We start from the raw sequence: 17,932 nt of genomic DNA on the forward strand, positions 1-17,932 counted from the left end.
ACGCAACAGCAGGCATCGCCAATCCCAACATGGTCGTTGTCCTCCTGTCCCGGATTGAATGCTTATAGGTAGTTGCCAAACCCTGCCGCAAACCGTACCTTGCAGGTCAGCACTACGGAAGGACCTGCCCGGAAACATCCACGGCGTGGATTGCCCTCCCAGTGCCCGAAGGCTGCCTGCTATGAACTGCTGTCGTATCTCAGTTATCCCCCGCATTAAATCATCATTTGATATATCTCTCAGGAGGACACGCGTGATCAGAAAACCAGTCATACTGACTGTGCTGGCGTTGCTAATCGGGGTTGTTTCCGCCCATGCGAGTTTTCAACTCAATGTCACCGAGCACAAACTCGACAACGGCCTGACCATCCTGATGATGGAGAACCACACTGCGCCGGTCATTTCCTACTACACCATTTACAAGGTTGGCTCGCGCAATGAACGACGGGAAAATTCCGGCGTCAGTCATTTCTTCGAGCATATGATGTTCAATGGCGCCAAGAAATACGGCCCCAAGATGTTCGACCAGGCACTGGAATCCAAAGGTGGAAACAACAACGCTTACACCAGTCAGAATATCACGGCCTACTATGAGGATTTCCCGGTCGAAGCGCTGGAACTGGTGCTGGATCTCGAATCCGATCGCATGGCCAACTTGGCGCTACTGGAGGAACAGGTGAAGTCCGAGGCCGGGGTCGTTTCCGAAGAGCGGCTGGTCAGCTCCGACAATGACAATCTCGGCATTATGGACGAAGAAATGTGGGCCACCGCCTTCATGGCCCATTCGTACGAAGCTCCGGTGATCGGTTGGATGGGGTCAATCAAGAACTTCAACCGAGCCGATGCTCTGGAGTATTTCCAAACGTATTATGCACCCAACAATGCAGTAGTGGCGATCGTCGGCGACTTTGATACCCAGAAGACGTTGGCGCTGGTAAAGCAGTATCTTGGCGGTCTGCAGAGCGGCCCGCCGCCGCCAGTCGTTCCGCGATATGAGCCGGAACAGCGCGGGGCCAAACGAGTATTTCTCGAGCGCGAAGCCGAGCATGAACATATCATGCGTGGCTACCATATCGGGGATAAGGACAGCCCGGACCTGTATCCGCTTGAGGTCATCCAGTTTGTTCTGACCACCGGTGAATCCTGCCGAATGAACCAGACGCTGGTTAACGATCTGCAGGTGGCCCTTGACCAATATGGCGGGTTCGAATGGGGATTTGATCCATCGCTATTCTACTTTTATGTCGCGGTAACCCCCGGTGTGAAGTACCAGGTAGCCGAGACTGCTTTCGATTCAGTTCTCGCAGATTTGACTGTCAACGGCCCGACCGCCGAGGAGTTGCAGAAGGCCAAAAACAGCCTGACGGCCAACTTCTACAAGGGCTACCAGACCAACAACGGCACAGCTCACGAGTTGGCCAGATACAAAACGCTTTACGGCGACTGGAAAGCACTCTACTCGTACGTCGATCGCATCAACGCGGTCACGATCGAGCAGGTCAAAGAGGTGATGGCACGGTATTTCATCGTGAAAAATTCCACGACCGTGACGCTCGTTCCGGAAGGAGGCAACCAGTGAAACAGCTCCTCATCATATGTCTGGTGGCGTTTGCCCTGGCAATCCCGGCGTCGGCCAAGATCACTTTGCCCACGGCCGAGCAGTTCACGCTCAATAACGGGCTGACCGTTCAGGTCATACAGCGGCCGCAACTCCCGTTGTTTTCGCTCAAATTGACCTGCCGCGGGGGATCTATCTATGATCCTGCCGGCAAAGAAGGTCTCGCGGCGTTGGCCAACGAGATGCTGATGCGTGGCACCGCTACTCGTACGGCCAAGCAGATTGCGGACGAAATCGCGTTCGGGGGCGGCACACTGCAAAATGAGTGCGGGAATGTGTCGGCAGGGTTCGAAGGTGAGTTCCTGTCCGCTCAGGGAGAAAAATCGTTTGAGATACTGGCCGATATGATCCTCCATTCGACTTTTGCGGCCGACGAATTCGACAAGACTAAAGCGCGGACTCTGGGCGATCTGCAGGGTCGGCGGGAAAACCCGGCCACTGTCGCCAATGATGCCATTCGCCAGGAGATTCTTGGCGATAGCCGATTTTCCCATTTCAGCGGCGGTCTGCCCGCGACAGTCGAGCCGCTCACGCAGGATGATGTTGCTCAGTTCATAAGATCCCACTATACACCAAACAACTGCGTCCTCGTGGTGTGCGGTGATATCGCGCCATCATCCGTCCGCACGTGGGCCAAGAAATATTTCGGGAAATGGGCCGGCAAGGCATTACTGCCACCGATGGAGACCGCTTTCCCTGCAGTTACCGGACGGGAAGTACTTATTTACGACAAATCTGATGCATCGCAAACTCAGATCCGAATTGGCGGGAGCGGGATGCCGTTGAATCACCCAGACTTCCCTGCCCTCGAAGTTGTTCGCACCGTCTACGGCGGCTCGTTTGCCTCTCGCCTGATGGACGAGATACGGGTCAACCGCGGATTGACCTACGGCGTTTCTTGTCGGAGTCAACATTTCAAGCCAGGTGGTTTGGTTTACGTGCAGACGTTTACCAAGAATGCCACGGTCGGCGAGGTGGTGGATATCGTTCTGGCGGAGGCACTCAAGATGCAGACTGAAATGGTATCGGATTCGGAATTGACGGATGGTGCCAATTTCCGAAGCGGTACTTATCCGCTTGAGTTCGAGACCAACGGAAGCCTGGCCGGTGTATTCACCGACATGTGGGTCAACGGCCTGAATAAGTCGTATTACGAGGACTTCCAGGAACGGCTCAAGGCAGTCACGCCACAGCAGGCGATGGATGCCGCAAACAAGTACTTTGCCAAGGACCACTATCGCCTAATTCTGGTCGGGAAGGCTGACGATATCCGCGCACAAGCCGAGAAATACGGTCCGGTTACAGTGCGACCGTTCTCGGAAAAATAGCCGACCTGCCCCGTTGCAATTCCCAAGTTTCCCTTACGGGCAACTCGGTAAAGTCGTCCGCGGCGTGACACTCAAGTATGCGATCAGGAGCGATAGGTCGCTGAGATCCACTGCCCCTGTGGTATTATTGTGGATGCTTGATGGTACTAAATAGGTCTCTATTAATCTTTGTGCATTCTTAGAGGGGGAACCGACTACCAGATACAAAAAAAGCCCATAAACCAATGAGGTTTAGGGCTTGGATATTTATGCCGAAGGGGGGACTCGAACCCCCACTCCCTTGCGAGAACTGCGCCCTGAACGCAGCGCGTCTACCAATTTCACCACTTCGGCATTATCTGTACAGCCCGATGGCCGTTTTCAGGAGCAGTAGTATAATCAGTTTTCCACGGCTGGCAAGTGCCAATCTTACCCATGTTTCCTTGTTGCCTTGACCTGTTGTTGCATATACTTTTGCAGCTAAGGAGCCGTACAATCACCGCCATATCCACCTATGTTCAGACAATACCGGAATTCTTGCAGACCCTCCACCGACACCATAAGCAACTGCCTGACAAATGCTTAACGATACCGGTCACCTCACGCCATCAACGGATTCGGATTCACCCAAAGGGTACGTCTTTTCCTGGGTCGAGAGATCGATACTCGTCGGACTGATCCTGATTCTGGCCGTAGTCGGCTTTCAGCTCTTCGGACAATTCAAGAACTACACTTACCAATCGCCGGGCCATGTCACCGATCTTATCCGCGCCCGCTTGTGGTCACTCGGCTGGCTCTCTGTTTCGCTCTTTGTTCTCTACCTGATGCGTCGACGGCCGCTAGCTCCATTCCTCGCCGTGTTTGCCGTGTCGGCCTATTTCCTGATCCAGTACGGATATCTCTTTCGCGGTACCGAATATGGCACAAACGGCCACTGGGGTGACAACGGGAATCGCCTGGCCGCAATATGCAAAATGATGGCCTATGGTTCTTTCTTTCAAGACTGGTATCTGAAAGATCTTCCAAGTTTTTATCCCCCCGGCTGGTTTGCGTTGATGGCAGTGTATGCAAAGACCATTGGGATCGAGGCGTATCAGACAGTTAAGTGGGGTTATTTCCTGATCTTTCTGGTCTACCCCTGGTTGCTGTACTTCTCTTGGAGACGGCTCCTTTCACCATCTGCCAGCGCCCTGACCGCATTGATCGTGCTGTTCCTCGGCTACAAGTACATGGACTGGATCTATTACGAATCGATCTCCGCCAGCCTGTTCATTCCCTGGTGGTTGTCCTACTTTGAACGAGGGTTTGGTGCTGACCCTGACGCGAAGATATTCGGTTGGCGTGAGTACGTGGTCGGATCACTTATCGGCGGTTGCATCTTCATGATCTACTACTATTGGTTTCTGATAGTCGCTGTCGCAACGCCGATCATTCTCTTCGCCACGTATTATCGGACACGATCACTCAGCGCGCTCTGGCGCGAAGTCAGGCATAAGCTGATTCTCGCTGCGGGAGTCGCGATTGTCAGCGCCGTCTACTGGGCTCCCCTGCTTCGCGCGATCCGGCGGTTCGGGGCGGAGTCGATGCAGCATCTCTGGTTCAAGGAGAGACACCTTGATCTGACACGCGAATGGCCGTCGTTTTCTCTCGAAGTTTTCCTGATCCTCGGAGGTGTCTTCGCCGCCTTTTATCTCTGGCGGGCATGGGGCAATGGGAAGATGGTCTACTTCTATATCGGCTGTCTGCTGTTGATAATCCTCGATCGCATTCTCAATATTGAACACTCTTCACTTCAGACACGCAAGATCATCGAATTCGCCCACGTCTTTGCGATCATACCGCTTGGAGCCGCGATGCTGGAATGGTGGAAACAGACCGATGGACATGCCAATCTTCGGCGCGGATTAGTCGGAGTTGTGATCGTTTGTTTGTTCGTTGTCGCAAATGCTCAGGCCGAACCGCGATCTGAAGAGTTCTACAAGTTTGCGGTCAACTCGCGAATGCCGGCAAAAGACCTGACCCCATTTCGGTCGGTGAATACCAATGGGACAGTCTTCCTTACTCAGAACTACATTGAGGCAGTTTATCTGCCGTACTACCTCTTTATTCCCTTGAACAATATGACCGCTCACACCGCCGGACGTTACAGCCAGCGCGAGCTGTTTATTCAGCAGGCGGCAAAAATAGTGGAACCGGAATTATTGGCGTACGCGCTACGATACAATCGTTACAGTCCGATTGACTATCTCTATCTGCCAATCGACAGCGCCACCGGTCGGGTCAATATCTCGCTGTACCAGGCTGCATTCAACAAAATGGCATCGCCGCTGCTTTATCGTTTTGCAAGTGACCTCAGAAGTGGTCCAGAGTCATTTCTCTTGAAACATGCAGCGGGGATATATGAAATCCAGGCGCTCCCGCGCACACACACTACCGATGAGCAGCTCCGCTCACGCTACCCGGATATGTACTGGCATCTGGAGCCGATAGACTAGAGCAGTCGGGCTGTTCCGACTTGTTGCTGTTTAAACCACTCGACCGTCCGTCGCAAACCTTCTTCGAGGCCGACCTGCGGGACCCAGCGAAGGCGCATCCGGATCAATTCGATATTGAGTACGCGTCTGCGGATATTGTCGATATCTCGTCGGTCGATATGCACCGGCTCGATCGTTGACTTCATCAGCTTGGCGATCAATCTGGCTAGTTCGCCGACCCTGGTTTCCACACCGGTGCCGAGATTGTAGGCCATCCCCTCCGATCGTGGCGACAACAATGCAACGAGTGTCGCATCAACCGCATCATCGACATACGTGAAATCGCGCGTTTGCTGGCCATCGCCATGGATCTGCGGGGCCTCGCCACGGGCGATCAACTCCATGAATTTGGAGACAACGCCGCAGTACGGATTGGCCGGGTCTTGTTTGGGACCATACACATTTGAATAGCGAACCGAGCCAACCGGGATTCCGTATGACTCATAAAATGCCAGGCAATAATTCTCGCCCGCCAACTTGGATACGGAGTATGGCGAAAAAGTGATCGTCCGTTCATCCTCGCAGATCGGAATGATCTTCGGGTTACCGTAGACAGAGGCTGAAGAAGTATAGACGATCCGCTCGACTCCAAACTCTTTGGCGGCCATCAACACATTCAGCGTCCCCCCGATATTGGTCGCATAGTCCTCGCGGGGATTTTTGGTCGAAATGATGATATTGCGCGCCGCCATGTGAGCAACGAAGTCAGCTTCTTTCACCAGTTTGTTCACCAGCGATTCATCAGTGACCGAGCCTTCAACAAATCGAACCTTCAGGTCGGAGTCGAGATTCGACAGTTTTCCCGTGAACAGGTCATCCAGTACGGTAACTATCCCGCCTGCTCGGCAAACTCGGGCGGTCAGATTGGAACCGACAAATCCGGCGCCGCCGGTTATCAGCACACGTTTACCATCAAAATTGATATCCGTCATACTATTTCCTCAGGCCGAATCGCAAAAAGAAGATCGGGCGGGCCAGCCGCCACCAATCGCGAAACGGTTTCATTTTTGAATACTGCTTTTTCTCCCCGTGGTAATAGACGGTGATCGGCATCTCGATCACCTGCACGTTTCTCGACTGCACTGCTTTGTAGAGTAGATATGGCTCCAATTCATAGGTATTGAGCCATGGCTGGTCCAGATTAATCGCCGGATCATCCAACAAACTCAGATAGAACGCGCGGAAGCCGTTCGTTCCATCGGTGATCCGGGAGAAGGTCATCAGGCTGAAGACCAACGAGTAAAGCCGCGTGGTGATCTCTCTGAATAGTGGTGGATTGACCGCCTGTCCTCCCAGGAGCCGACGCGAGCCCTGGATGAAATGGCGCGGAGATTCCCGCAACTTCTCCAGCACCGGTCCAAGTTCTTTCGGTTCGTGCTGGTCATCGCCCGACATGATCACCGCAATCCCAAAGCCATGGGCTTTCCCATATTGGAGCCCGCTCCGAATTCCCGCTCCAACCCCCAGGTTGCGTTCATGTCGGATCACAATCGCCCCAGCGGCAGTCGCCTCGGCAAACGTGCTGTCGGTCGAGCAGTCATCGGCCACCAGAACGGCATCTGCCAGTCCAGTCGCCCTTACTTTCTCGACAACTCGCCCGATCTTACCCGCTTCATTGTAAGCGGGCAGAATGCAGAGGACACGTCCTCCCCTGCCAGTAGGATTATCCAACCCGGCTGTTCTGGGCTCATCTGCTTTGGGAACCTGTTCCAATGGAAATTGCTACCTCCAGAGAAGAAAGTAGCCCCGATGCTCTCTCTTGTCAACTGGGTTTCCGCCGGATATCTTGGAGCAATGAACAGGGTGCATAAAATCAGACAGCTACTTATATGGCCGATCATTCTCTGCGGATTGATCGGTTGTTCCCCCCAGTCCCCGCCCGGTCTGGCACTCCCCTTTGACAGCGCTCACGCCGAACCGCAACCGATCATCGAAATGACTCTGATCCGCTCTCCCAACATGAATGTTGATATCAACGCGGCATCCAGATTTGTCGAGCCGATGGATGCAGACAGTATTGAGTTGTTCGTGACCGAGACCGGCGAAAAAGTATATCATCCGGTCTTTCTCTGTAATCGATCGCTGCAGTTCATCGCGGCGTTCGTTCGCACGAACGACAGTTTGTTTCTTCGACGCGCCGAAAAGTACGCCTCCAAGCTCGTTACTCTGTCACAGGACTTTCACGGCGCGCTGTTTGCCCCCTATTCCTTTGATCACGAGGTGCACAACCAGCGACGCTGGCTACTCAAAGCTCCCTTTCATTCCGGAATGGCCCAGGGGCAAATGCTGGGAGTGATGAGTCGCCTTGCACTTCTCACTCGAGAACAGTCATACCTTGACCACTCACACCAGCTGTTCGAGTCACTGACACGGATCCAACAACGAGACATGCCCTGGGTATCGCGGGTCGATACAGCGGGTTATTTCTGGATCGAAGAATTCACGCTCGAAGGTGGAGTGGATCAGACGCTCAACGGGTATATCGCGGCCCTGTACGGTCTGTATGATTACTGGAATCTGACCAAAGATCCTCGCGCACGACGCATGTGGGATGCATCGCTCACCACTTTGAAGCGCTACCTTCCGGAATTCTGTCGCACTGGTATCGGGAGTTATTATTGCCTCGGTCATCATGAGGGGGCCAACGATGAGTACCATCGTTTGCATATTAGTATGTGCCGCGAACTGCACCGTCTGACCGGTGACGAATTTTATCTGGAGATCGCTCGCCGACTCAACAGCGACCACCCGTTGGTCGATCCATTCTGATCAAGCCGCACAAAAAAACCGCCCGGTGACGGGCGGCTCTTTCTTTGTGATGTAAGACAGCACTCAGTTCAGGTAGGCGCGCAACGAACGGCTGCGTGAGGCATGCCGAAGGCGGCGGATCGCCTTTTCCTTGATCTGCCGGACACGTTCTCGCGTGAGCGAAAACCGCGCCCCGATCTCCTCCAGAGTCAACGCTTTCTCGTGATTCAGCCCGAAATAGAGGTTGATCACCTCTGCTTCGCGGGCCGTCAGCGTATCCAGCGCTTTTTCGATCTCCACCCGCAACGACTGGCTCAACAGCGCTTCATCCGGTGACGGCTGGAACTCATCCTCGAGAATATCGATGAGTGAGTTATCCTCCGAAACCGAGAATGGCGCATCAAGCGACAGATGCGAATTGGAGATCTTGAGCGTGTCGGACACTTCACCCTCGGACAACTCCAGTTCCTTGGCGATCTCTTCCGGAGAAGGTTCACGCCCCAGTCCCTGTTCGAGACGGCTGGAGATCTTGCCGATCTTGTGAAGGGTGCCGACCCGGTTCAACGGGAGTCGGACGATACGACTCTGCTCGGCCAATGCCTGCAGGATCGCCTGGCGGATCCACCAGACCGCATAGCTGATGAACTTGAAGCCACGGGTCTCGTCAAATCGTTTTGCCGCTTTGATGAGACCGATGTTCCCCTCATTGATCAGGTCAGCCAGCGATAACCCTTGATTCTGATACTGTTTGGCGACCGAGACGACGAAGCGCAGGTTGGCTTTGGTCAGTTTTTCCAGGGCCTTTTTATCGCCCTGCTTGATTCTTCTAGCCAGACGCACTTCTTCATCGGCCGTAATAAGAGGCGTTTCCCCTATCTCGCGAAGATACAGGTCCAGCGATCTGTCTTCATCGCGATATTTGAGGGATTGCTTAGCCACGTGTTCTTACTCTCTCCTTCTGCTAAATAAACACCACTACTACTCTATTTCCAGGCTCCGCACTCCGCAGAGCTGAAACAGCACATTTGCCCGCTTACGGGCGCACAACTTTCCGCGCCACGGAGCCATCTGGCTCCTGAACGATTAACGGCACCCGCGAACGATCCGATATACCCTGGTCAACCGTCACAATGTCGGTCGTACTGGTCACCGGCTCGGTGTTGACCTGCATGATGATCGTCCCTTCGGTAATCGAGGCGCGATCGGCCGGCGTGTTCGGATACACCCGGGCGACATAGACGCCCTCGACATGCGGAATCCCTAATTGCCGCGCAACCTCGGGTGTGAAATTGACCAACTGCATTCCCAGCCAGTCGACCGACCCGCCCGAAGGAGCCGTCCGGGTTCTCCGGCCAGACGCCGGATTGGCGGCCAGGAATTGCTCCTGATCGGCAACGGTAGCCTGTAACCCGATTTCATCACCATCACGCAAGACACGAACCGGAACGGTATTGCCGGTCTTCACGGTCGAAACAAGCACCGAGAACTGGTCGCTGTTATCGACTTCATCACCATTGAATTTGACGATCACATCACCGCGTCGGATCCCCGCCTTTTCCGCAGGGGAACCAAGAAAAACGGAGTCGATCTTAACACCGCGCACCGCGGCCAGCCCCAGGCGCTTGGCATCACGCACGGTCAGATCAGACAACCAGACCCCAAGCCAACCACGGCTCACTTTACCCGATGCAATCAGGTCCGGGACGACGGCCCGCGCGATGTTGATCGGAATCGCAAAACCGATTCCCACCGATGATCCGGTCGGACTCGAAATGGCGGCATTCACGCCGACGCACTCGCCGCGCAGATTTATGAGCGGCCCACCGGAGTTGCCTGGGTTGATCGAGGCATCGGTCTGGATGTAATTCTGAAAACGGGGAGTTTCGTCACCAAAGCGAAGATTACTGCGTCCTTTGGCCGAAATTACGCCCACCGTGACGGTTCGCTCAAGCCCCTGCTGCGGGAAAGGGTTGCCAATCGCAATCGCCCAATCACCGACTTTGAGGTCGTTCGAATTGCCAAACGGAATGACTGTCACTTTCTCTTCCGGCTCCACTTTGATTACTGCAAGATCGGTAAACGGGTCGCTACCGACCAGCTTGGCTGGATATTCATATCCTGAGGCGGTTCGCACGATCAATTCGGCGGCATCTTTAACGACATGGTTGTTGGTCAGAATGTAGCCATCCTCACGGAAGAAAAACCCGGAGCCCGACGACATCCCCATACCGCCGTGGTACCACCAGGGCCACTCCTGGTTTTCCGACCGAGCGGATACGTTGACCACGGCATTGGTGACGCGTTCTACAACCGATACAAAGGGAGATTCGAGTTCACCATTACGCTCAACAACCGGAAACGCACCGGTCTGGCTGATATTGGTGGGGATCTGCGCGATAGTTTCGCCGGACAGGTCAAACTGTGCTGAAATGATCAGCCCAGAGACCAGACAGATCACGGCAACCAGGATAATGGTTGCGAGACTGAGTCCGGATGCGCGATGTCTGACGGAATGGAAGCGATGATCTTCCAATGAATTCCTCCAACCGGTTGAGCCGGGAAGTATATGGCTCGTTTGACGTTCTGTCAAGGTCTATGTATGCGATTTCACGCAATTATCAGATGTTATAACGTTTCTCATGTCCATTTGATTCAAGTATTTCTTGTTTCCGTTCGTTTTTAATCGCTTGGCTTACAAACTATTACACCTGTCCACCGGCTGGGTCATCCCCCGGGCGGTCAGGCAGTTGACTTCCGGTCCGCCACCCCTGTACCTTGGTCCATCATGGCACAAGCTCCGGAAATTGCCCAGCAGATCGTCGAGATCGGCCAGCGCCTTGCCCAAAAAGGGTTTATCGCCGGGGCTGACGGCAACATTTCCGCCCGAATCTCCCCCTCAGAGATCATGGTCACCCCGTCCGGACTCCCTAAAGGAAGACTTGCTCAGGATGACTTAGTCTTGGTCGACCCGGCCGGCGCACATCTCCGAGGGTCCCGCAGAGCCTCCTCGGAACTGCTGATGCACCTGTTCGTCTACGGGCAACGTCCCGACATTATGGCCTGTGTTCACTCACATCCGCCGCATGTCACTGCATTTGCGGTAGTTGGCCGTCCATTGCCAACCGATGTCCTTCCAGAGGTGGTACTGGTTGTCGGGGAGATTCCATTGACCGATTATGCGGCGACCGGCACCGATGAGGTTCCCCGGGCGCTTGCGCCGTACATTGCGCGGGACAATGCATTTATTCTCGGTAACCATGGATTGCTGACAATCGGAAGAACTCTCGAGGAAGCCTGGGCACGCCATGAGACTGTCGAACATTACGCGCGAATTCTCTTGCTTGCGTCTCAGCTCGGCGATATCCGTGCATTGCCGCCCGCCGAGGTCACACGCCTCCGCGCGCTCAAAGAGAAACTCTTCGGGACAACCGCCAACCGGGCCGAAAGGTAGGTTTGGATGATAAAGAAGATCGTGGTCGACAAAGCCGACCGGCTCTATCAAATGCCGCTCGATCTCGCCTCATTTATCCCGTCGCGTCAGGGGAAGCTGTTGCGGCGCCCGGATACCGTCGATCTTGGCTCATTTCGCTGGCCGCTCTCTTTTAACGACGATTACGCAATTGAGCCGAAAGCGCTCAATCCGGCGACACCGGAGCGGATCAACAATCTCAAGGAAGAGCTCGCTGCCTGGTTTCTGGCCAAACATCAGGTAAAATTGGTCCCCGAGAAAGAGATCTACATCGGTGGTTCGATCTCTTCACTGGTATTTGGGCTCGCCCTTGCCAATCTCGACAACGGAGATCTCGCCTTTGTGCCGGACCTTGGCGTGCCGCTCTACCGAAAGGTGATTGTGGCCTGCGGTGGAGAAGCAGTCGGGTACTCAATCTCCCCCAAAAACAACTGGCATCCTGATTTCGAACGGATAAATACCCGGATGGGAAGAGTCGCGCGACTTCTCTTTCTCAATTCTCCTCATAACCCGACTGGTGCTGAGCTTTCCGAAAAGGAACTTGCCAACCTTGTCTGGTTGGCGAGCAAAGAGAATACTCTGGTCGCGAATGATGCCGCCTACCAGTCTGTCCCCTCTCGTCTTCCGCTCTCTCTATTAGCAGTCGAGGGAGCCAAACGTGTCGGGATCGAACTCTACTCGTTTTCCTACACCTTCGGGCTGGCCCCGCTTCCCTTTGGGTTTGCGGTCGGAAATCGCGATGCGATCAGCGGCCTGGAAGCCGCCTCCAGCCTGATGAAACCATCGATCCCGGAATATTTTGTGGAGCTGGCGCTTCGTAATATCCGCCAGTATCCATCCGAATCGCTCAAATTCGTCCGAAATCGAGTTCAACAGACGAGTGCAGAGGCTGCCTCTCTGATCGGCTTGCTTTCGCTCGATGTCAGCGGATTCGCCACTGTCCCCTATCTCTGGGCACGGATCGAGCGTCGGCGATCAGCGGCCACTTTAGCGCGCTTGCTCTATCGGCGCACCCGGATCGTCACTATCCCCGGCACGATCTTCGGCGAGAATGGACAGGGATTCCTCCGTCTCTCATTGACCGCAGGCACCGAGGCATATGAAGAGGCCGCCAGTCGCGTGAAAAAACGCGCCAGTCTGGTCCGGGGAGTGGAAGAGTGAAAGACCTGATCCGGTTGGTCGGCTGTTCCTTTTACGGGTATCATGGCGTGCTCCCCTCCGAGCGTGAGGTTGGCGGCATGTTTGAGGTCGACTGCGAACTAGAGGTAGATGTCGCCGAGGCCGGCCACTCCGATCGGCTCAAAGATACGATCGACTACGGTGAGGTCTATCAATTGATCAGGGAGACGGTCGAAGAGACCTCGTTCTCGTTGGTCGAAGCGCTGGCGGAACAGATCGCCAGCATTCTGCTTGACAAATTTCCCGCTTATCGGGTAACTTTGCACGTCCGGAAGATGCGCCCACCTATCCCCGGCCACTTGCAATACATTGAAATTGTTGTGACGCGATTGCAGCCGGATGTTTCCAAACTGACTGCGCGCGGCACGGAAGGATCGTGACCAGACCATGCCCGAAATAGTCTTCCTCCTGCTCGGCTCCAACTTGGGCGACCGTGAACAGAATCTTGCCAATGCCCGCGAACGGATCGCCTCGCTTGAAGGTTGCGAACTGATCGCCAGCTCATCTTTGTATCTCTCCGACGCGGTTGACATGCCCCCCGATTCCCCGGCTTTTCTTAATCAGGTGCTGGAGATCGAGTATGCGTACCCCCCTCTCGAGCTTCTGCATGCGTGTGAAAAGATAGAGGTTGAACTGGGGAGGACCGACAAAGGGAAAATGCAGCCGCGCCCGGTCGATTGTGATATCCTCCTCTTCGGCAATCAAGTGATCAAGAGCGAAACGCTGACGGTTCCGCATCCGAAGATGCTTCAACGTCCATTCGCCCTGGTGCCGCTCCTGGAGATCGACCCCTCGCTCGTTCACCCGATCCAGAAGAAGCCGATAGCTGACTTCCTGACCGAAAAGGGCAGCCAGTCCGTACTGCTGTACAAGGACCATGTCGCACGGACAAACTGAACCGAATTACATCGCCGTCGAAGGTGTCATCGGTGTCGGGAAAACCACGTTCGCCAAAATGCTGGCGGAGCGGATCGGCGCCGACCTGGTGCAGGAAGAGGTTTTTGAAAACCCCTTCCTGGTTGACTATTACAAGAACCGGACCCGCTACGCTCTTTCCTGTCAGCTCTATTTTCTGATCTCCCGGTTCCAACAGCAACAGCAATTGATGGTCCGCGACCTGTTCTCCCAGAAGATCGTCGCCGATTACCTCTTTGCCAAAGATTCGATCTTTGCGTCGGTCGCTTTATCCGAGCGTGAACTGACTCTTTACAATAAGATCGCTCCCGCGCTTTCGCAGAACATTCCCCGACCCGATCTTGTTATATACCTGCAAGGGAAAACACAGATCCTGATCGAGCGGATCAAGAAGCGTAACCTGACGTTTGAACGGACGATCGACTCGGACTATATCGAAATGCTGAACAAAGCGTACGACTACTATTTCTTCCATTACACGGATACGCCCCTGCTGGTGGTCAAGACCGATGATATCGATTTCGTCAATACGCCTGAGCACTTTGATGACCTGATCGGCCAGATCCAGAAACCGGTCGCCGGGAAAAAATACTATGTCCCCGCCGGGAATCTGAGCAAAGGATAATCGATGTCGACTCACCGCCCCCGCAAGAAGACCACAGTCCAGACTTTCATAACCAAGAAGTCTAATGGCGAAAAGATCGCCGTCCTGACCGGATATGATGCGTTTGTCGCCAAGCTGCTGGATCAGGCGGGTATCGATGCAATATTAGTCGGTGATTCCGCCGCCAATGTGCTCCACGGGTACGACTCGACCTTACCAATTCCGCTAGAAGTAATGATCGCCCACACCGCTGCGGTATCACGCGGCAGTGAAAAAGCGCTGGTTATCGCCGACATGCCGTTTCTTTCCTTCCAGCCATCGCTTGAGGTCGCTATCACCAATGCCGGTCGATTTCTCAAAGAAGGTGGAGCGGAAGCCGTGAAGATCGAAGGCGGGATCGAGATCGCACCGACCATCAAACGGTTGGTGGAACTCGGCATTCCGGTGATGGGCCATATTGGATTGACTCCCCAGTCAATTCATCGCTTTGGTGGGCCTAAAGTCCAGGGACGGGAAGAACGCTCTCGGAACTATCTCAAGGAATCGGCGCTCGCACTTGAGGAGGCCGGTTGTTTTGCCATGGTCCTTGAGTTGATGGAGTCACAGCTCGCCGCCGAGATCACGCGGTCACTCCAGGTCGCCGCCACCATCGGCATCGGCGCGGGTGTTGAGTGCGATGGACAGGTGCTGGTGATCAACGATATGCTTGGCCTCAAGGATGCAGAATTCAAACCGAAATTCCTGCGCCAGTATGCCGATCTGGCGCCGCTTATCTCCGATGCTATCGGACGGTATATCGAGGATGTCCGGACTGGCAAATATCCCTCCAAAGACGAATCGTTCTAACTTCCGACTTGCTCCCGCCTCATTCTCTTTCTACTTTTTCCATCAGAATTGACTGGGAAACGATCTCACTATCATGGAGTGTGGTATGAACAAGCGTATCTGGTTCGGGCTACTGGCTTGCAGTCTGCTTTGGGTGTCGGCATTGTCGGCACAGGATTCAGCGGCGGTGGCTGGATGGAAGAAATCTCTCACCTTTGATCTGACTACCGCGCAAACCGCCTATTCCGACTCATGGGTCGGCGGCGAGGCCGGTTCATTCAATTGGGTTTCCAATCTCAACGGTACCGGTGAACGGCAACTAAGCCCCAAGATCAATTACAGTACGATCCTGAAACTTTCGTTCGGCCAGACCTATACGCAGGACGAAGAGACCAAGGATTGGTCGAAGCCGAAAAAATCGACCGACCTGATCGACTGGGACAACATGTTCCGGTTTACATTTGGCGGGTTTGTCGATCCGTATGCGGCGTTTCGTGTCGAATCGCAGTTCTTCACGCTCCATTCGAGCCCCACTTTCTACAAGAGAGTCTTTTTCCGACCGACCAAGTTCACTGAGTCCGCCGGTATTGCAAAGAGACTTTACACTGGAAAGAACACCGAGAATATCACCACCCGACTCGGTATGGCAGTTCGCGAAGTATTGAATACTGAATTGGTCAAAGACTCGTTGAACGTAGATACGCTCGACAACAGCACGTACAATGACGGCGGTTTCGAATCAGTCACCGATTTCAATCTAATGCTTGCGAAACAGATTGGGTATGTCGCTAAATTGACTCTCTACAAGGCCATTTTCTTCTCAGATAAAGACAAGGTCAAAGGGTCTGAGTTTGAGGATGACTGGAAAGCGGTCGATGTCAATTTCGAGAACCAGTTTAATGTCCAGGTGACCAAGATCGTGACGGTCAAGCTCTACACGCAGGTACTCTACGATAAGCAGGTCAGCAGAAAGGGACGTTTCAAAGAGACGTTGGGGCTTGGGTTAGCCTACAAGATCTGGTGATGGAGATCAGAGTATTTTCGCCAGCACAACAGCGATGATTGTAATTACAACAGCCGCTCCTGCCGCGTACCAGACCCACGGCGGGAGCGCATTTTTTTGCTCCGGCTCGGCAACCGGCACGACTACCGGCCGACGTTGCGACTCTTGATACTGGTCATCAAACGACTTCCAGTCAGCCAGGAATTCTTCACAACTCCTATAGCGGTTGACCACCCGGATCGCGAGCATTTTGGTCAGCATCGCCTCGACATCCTGCGGCACCTGCATATACAGTTCGTCGATCTTCAGTTTGTCGGTATGGTCATACTCAGGAGTCCGGTTCAGCAGTAACTGATGAAGGATCACTCCCAGAGCGTAGATATCCCCTATCTTGGACGGCTTAAACTCCGGCGGCGCATACCAGTTTTTCTTGCCGTCGTAATGGCTCGGCAGGCCAAAGTCAGCGATCTTTACTTTGTCATTTGCATCGAAGAGCAGATTCGACGGACGAAGATTACCGTGAACGACATTGTTTTTGTGTGCAAACCCGAGTCCTTCGGCCACCTGCACCGCCAGTTTCATGGCATCATACCATTCATACTTGCGCACCATCCGATCCGCGAGCGATCCTCCCTGGGCGTATTCGGAGATCACCACAGTCGAGCGGCTGTCGCCGCCAGACCCATAGATTGGGTTGATATGCTCATGGCGGAGACTCGACAGTAGCTTTGCTTCTTTTCTGCCGACCTCACCCTTGGAGTGCTTTTTGATTATGTAGAGCCGCTTGTTGGCCCGATTCTCGACCAGAATTGTCGAACTGAATTTCGTCTCTTTGATCGTATCAAGGTAGCGGCACTTTCCCATGAAAGATTCGGCACCAACCAGACTATAGTCAGTAGTGCTCTGTCGATTTCCGCCGCTGATCTGATTCAGAATCGCATCTTTCAGTTCAACCGCTGATTGATAACGGTCGCGTGGTTCCTGAGCCAGGGTCTTGAGAATGATATCATCGAACCCGCGTAACGATTGGTCAAACTCCGAGGGTAGACGGAAATGTCCCTGCGGCTTTTTCCCGGTCAGCATTTCATACAGCATGATGCCGATCGCATAGATGTCCGTCGTCTGATCGACATTGGTGGAACTGACCTTTTGCTCCGGTGACATATAAGCCACCGTCCCCATGATGACGTCACCAGAGGTCATCTCTGATTCATTCAGTCCCAGGATCTGGGCGATCCCAAAATCAGCGACACGGGCATTTCCCTGTTTGTCGATCAGGATATTGGTCGGTTTGATATCGCGATGGATCACGCCATTCTTGTGAGCGTAGTCGAGCGCCTTACAGACCTGCACCAGCATATCCAGCTTGGTATCAAGCGGGATCTTCGACGAATCGATCACCTCGCGAAGCGAGGTGCCATCGATGAACTCCATCACGAAGTAATAACGGTTGCCCGCTTTACCTCGATCGATGACATGGACAATATTGGGATGATTGAGTTGGGCGATCACCACCGATTCCCGTTCGAATCGTCGAACGATATCGGCATCGGACAGCAGATTTGGTGAAAGTATCTTGATCGCGACATCGCGCGACAACGATTCTTGCCGTCCACGGAAGATCTCGGCGATCCCTCCCTGGCCGATCTTCCCGGTCAGCAGATATTCGCCTATCTTGACCTGTTTCTCTTCTTTGACTGCTGTTGCGTTCGCCATAAGTCCTATAAATA

At 53.9% G+C, this 17,932-nt stretch carries 16 protein-coding genes and 1 tRNA gene; 11 read left to right on the forward strand and 6 right to left on the reverse strand.

Features of this window, described 5'->3' with window-relative positions; genetic code table 11:
- The first annotated feature begins 253 nt into the window (after nucleotides 1–253).
- Both IPH75_11255 and IPH75_11260 read left to right on the forward strand, forming a co-directional pair.
- The gene (locus tag IPH75_11255; GenBank protein ID MBK7142647.1) at nucleotides 254–1,579 is read left to right on the forward strand and encodes an insulinase family protein; all 1,326 of its coding nucleotides are present in this window, start codon (nucleotides 254–256) and stop codon (nucleotides 1,577–1,579) included.
- Complete coding sequence (locus IPH75_11260; GenBank protein MBK7142648.1) at nucleotides 1,576–2,946, forward strand: insulinase family protein; 1,371 nt, start codon at nucleotides 1,576–1,578, stop codon at nucleotides 2,944–2,946. Before IPH75_11255 ends, IPH75_11260 begins: the two co-directional genes overlap by 4 nt.
- Before the next feature lie 249 nt (nucleotides 2,947–3,195).
- Here IPH75_11260 and IPH75_11265 read toward each other — a convergent pair.
- A tRNA-Leu gene (locus tag IPH75_11265) sits at nucleotides 3,196–3,279 on the reverse strand.
- Nucleotides 3,280–3,503: 224 nt separating this feature from the next.
- On the opposite strand from IPH75_11265, the gene IPH75_11270 reads away from it, so the two are divergent.
- Entirely contained in the window at nucleotides 3,504–5,420 is a 1,917-nt protein-coding gene (locus IPH75_11270) for a hypothetical protein (protein ID MBK7142649.1), read from the forward strand.
- Here IPH75_11270 and IPH75_11275 read toward each other — a convergent pair.
- Nucleotides 5,417–6,391 (reverse strand): NAD-dependent epimerase/dehydratase family protein, encoded by a 975-nt coding sequence (locus IPH75_11275; protein MBK7142650.1) that lies wholly within the window; start codon nucleotides 6,389–6,391, stop codon nucleotides 5,417–5,419. The two genes, IPH75_11270 and IPH75_11275, sit on opposite strands and share 4 nt — an antisense overlap.
- Before the next feature lies 1 nt (nucleotide 6,392).
- A complete protein-coding gene (locus tag IPH75_11280; GenBank protein MBK7142651.1) occupies nucleotides 6,393–7,172 on the reverse strand; it encodes a glycosyltransferase family 2 protein in 780 nt (259 codons plus the stop codon).
- Between the two features lie 81 nt (nucleotides 7,173–7,253).
- Between IPH75_11280 and IPH75_11285 the strand changes: the two genes are divergently transcribed.
- Nucleotides 7,254–8,228, forward strand: a complete 975-nt coding sequence (locus IPH75_11285) for a hypothetical protein (GenBank protein ID MBK7142652.1) — start codon at nucleotides 7,254–7,256, stop codon at nucleotides 8,226–8,228.
- A 63-nt stretch (nucleotides 8,229–8,291) separates the two neighbouring features.
- On the opposite strand, the gene IPH75_11290 is transcribed toward IPH75_11285, so the two are convergent.
- Nucleotides 8,292–9,146, reverse strand: coding sequence for a sigma-70 family RNA polymerase sigma factor (locus IPH75_11290; GenBank protein MBK7142653.1), 855 nt, complete (start codon nucleotides 9,144–9,146; stop codon nucleotides 8,292–8,294).
- A gap of 94 nt (nucleotides 9,147–9,240) precedes the next feature.
- Nucleotides 9,241–10,740, reverse strand: a complete 1,500-nt coding sequence (locus IPH75_11295) for a trypsin-like peptidase domain-containing protein (protein MBK7142654.1) — start codon at nucleotides 10,738–10,740, stop codon at nucleotides 9,241–9,243.
- A 252-nt stretch (nucleotides 10,741–10,992) separates the two neighbouring features.
- On the opposite strand from IPH75_11295, the gene IPH75_11300 reads away from it, so the two are divergent.
- The 7 genes from IPH75_11300 to IPH75_11330 all read left to right on the forward strand — a co-directional run bounded on the left by IPH75_11300 (nucleotide 10,993) and on the right by IPH75_11330 (nucleotide 16,223).
- Nucleotides 10,993–11,658, forward strand: a complete 666-nt coding sequence (locus tag IPH75_11300) for a class II aldolase/adducin family protein (protein ID MBK7142655.1) — start codon at nucleotides 10,993–10,995, stop codon at nucleotides 11,656–11,658.
- Between the two features lie 6 nt (nucleotides 11,659–11,664).
- Complete coding sequence (locus IPH75_11305) at nucleotides 11,665–12,837, forward strand: aminotransferase class I/II-fold pyridoxal phosphate-dependent enzyme (GenBank protein MBK7142656.1); 1,173 nt, start codon at nucleotides 11,665–11,667, stop codon at nucleotides 12,835–12,837.
- A 5-nt stretch (nucleotides 12,838–12,842) separates the two neighbouring features.
- Entirely contained in the window at nucleotides 12,843–13,235 is a 393-nt protein-coding gene (gene folB, locus IPH75_11310; GenBank protein MBK7142657.1) for a dihydroneopterin aldolase, read from the forward strand.
- Nucleotides 13,236–13,242: 7 nt separating this feature from the next.
- Nucleotides 13,243–13,752, forward strand: coding sequence for a 2-amino-4-hydroxy-6-hydroxymethyldihydropteridine diphosphokinase (folK, locus tag IPH75_11315; GenBank protein ID MBK7142658.1), 510 nt, complete (start codon nucleotides 13,243–13,245; stop codon nucleotides 13,750–13,752).
- Nucleotides 13,733–14,395, forward strand: coding sequence for a deoxynucleoside kinase (locus tag IPH75_11320; GenBank protein ID MBK7142659.1), 663 nt, complete (start codon nucleotides 13,733–13,735; stop codon nucleotides 14,393–14,395). The genes folK and IPH75_11320 overlap by 20 nt, the downstream gene beginning before the upstream one ends.
- A 3-nt stretch (nucleotides 14,396–14,398) precedes the next feature.
- Nucleotides 14,399–15,220, forward strand: coding sequence for a 3-methyl-2-oxobutanoate hydroxymethyltransferase (panB, locus tag IPH75_11325; protein ID MBK7142660.1), 822 nt, complete (start codon nucleotides 14,399–14,401; stop codon nucleotides 15,218–15,220).
- A gap of 85 nt (nucleotides 15,221–15,305) precedes the next feature.
- Nucleotides 15,306–16,223 (forward strand): DUF3078 domain-containing protein, encoded by a 918-nt coding sequence (locus IPH75_11330; GenBank protein ID MBK7142661.1) that lies wholly within the window; start codon nucleotides 15,306–15,308, stop codon nucleotides 16,221–16,223.
- Nucleotides 16,224–16,229: 6 nt separating this feature from the next.
- On the opposite strand, the gene IPH75_11335 is transcribed toward IPH75_11330, so the two are convergent.
- Nucleotides 16,230–17,918 carry a protein kinase gene (locus IPH75_11335; protein MBK7142662.1) on the reverse strand — a complete coding sequence of 563 codons (1,689 nt, stop codon included), beginning with the start codon at nucleotides 17,916–17,918 and terminating at the stop codon, nucleotides 16,230–16,232.
- Nucleotides 17,919–17,932 lie beyond the last annotated feature (14 nt).

It is taken from the genome of bacterium, from assembly GCA_016708025.1.
GTDB lineage: Bacteria > Zixibacteria > MSB-5A5 > GN15 > FEB-12 > FEB-12.

Excerpts from the sequence above, each read along its gene's own strand:
- IPH75_11270 (MBK7142649.1), top strand. The coding sequence starts at position 3,504 with ATGCTTAACGATACCGGTCACCTCACGCCATCAACGGATTCGGATTCA.
- IPH75_11275 (MBK7142650.1), bottom strand. The coding sequence starts at position 6,391 with ATGACGGATATCAATTTTGATGGTAAACGTGTGCTGATAACCGGCGGC.
- IPH75_11285 (MBK7142652.1), top strand. The coding sequence starts at position 7,254 with ATGAACAGGGTGCATAAAATCAGACAGCTACTTATATGGCCGATCATT.
- IPH75_11300 (MBK7142655.1), top strand. The coding sequence starts at position 10,993 with ATGGCACAAGCTCCGGAAATTGCCCAGCAGATCGTCGAGATCGGCCAG.
- IPH75_11305 (MBK7142656.1), top strand. The coding sequence starts at position 11,665 with ATGATAAAGAAGATCGTGGTCGACAAAGCCGACCGGCTCTATCAAATG.
- folK (MBK7142658.1), top strand. The coding sequence starts at position 13,243 with ATGCCCGAAATAGTCTTCCTCCTGCTCGGCTCCAACTTGGGCGACCGT.
- IPH75_11320 (MBK7142659.1), top strand. The coding sequence starts at position 13,733 with ATGTCGCACGGACAAACTGAACCGAATTACATCGCCGTCGAAGGTGTC.
- panB (MBK7142660.1), top strand. The coding sequence starts at position 14,399 with ATGTCGACTCACCGCCCCCGCAAGAAGACCACAGTCCAGACTTTCATA.
- IPH75_11330 (MBK7142661.1), top strand. The coding sequence starts at position 15,306 with ATGAACAAGCGTATCTGGTTCGGGCTACTGGCTTGCAGTCTGCTTTGG.
- IPH75_11335 (MBK7142662.1), bottom strand. The coding sequence starts at position 17,918 with ATGGCGAACGCAACAGCAGTCAAAGAAGAGAAACAGGTCAAGATAGGC.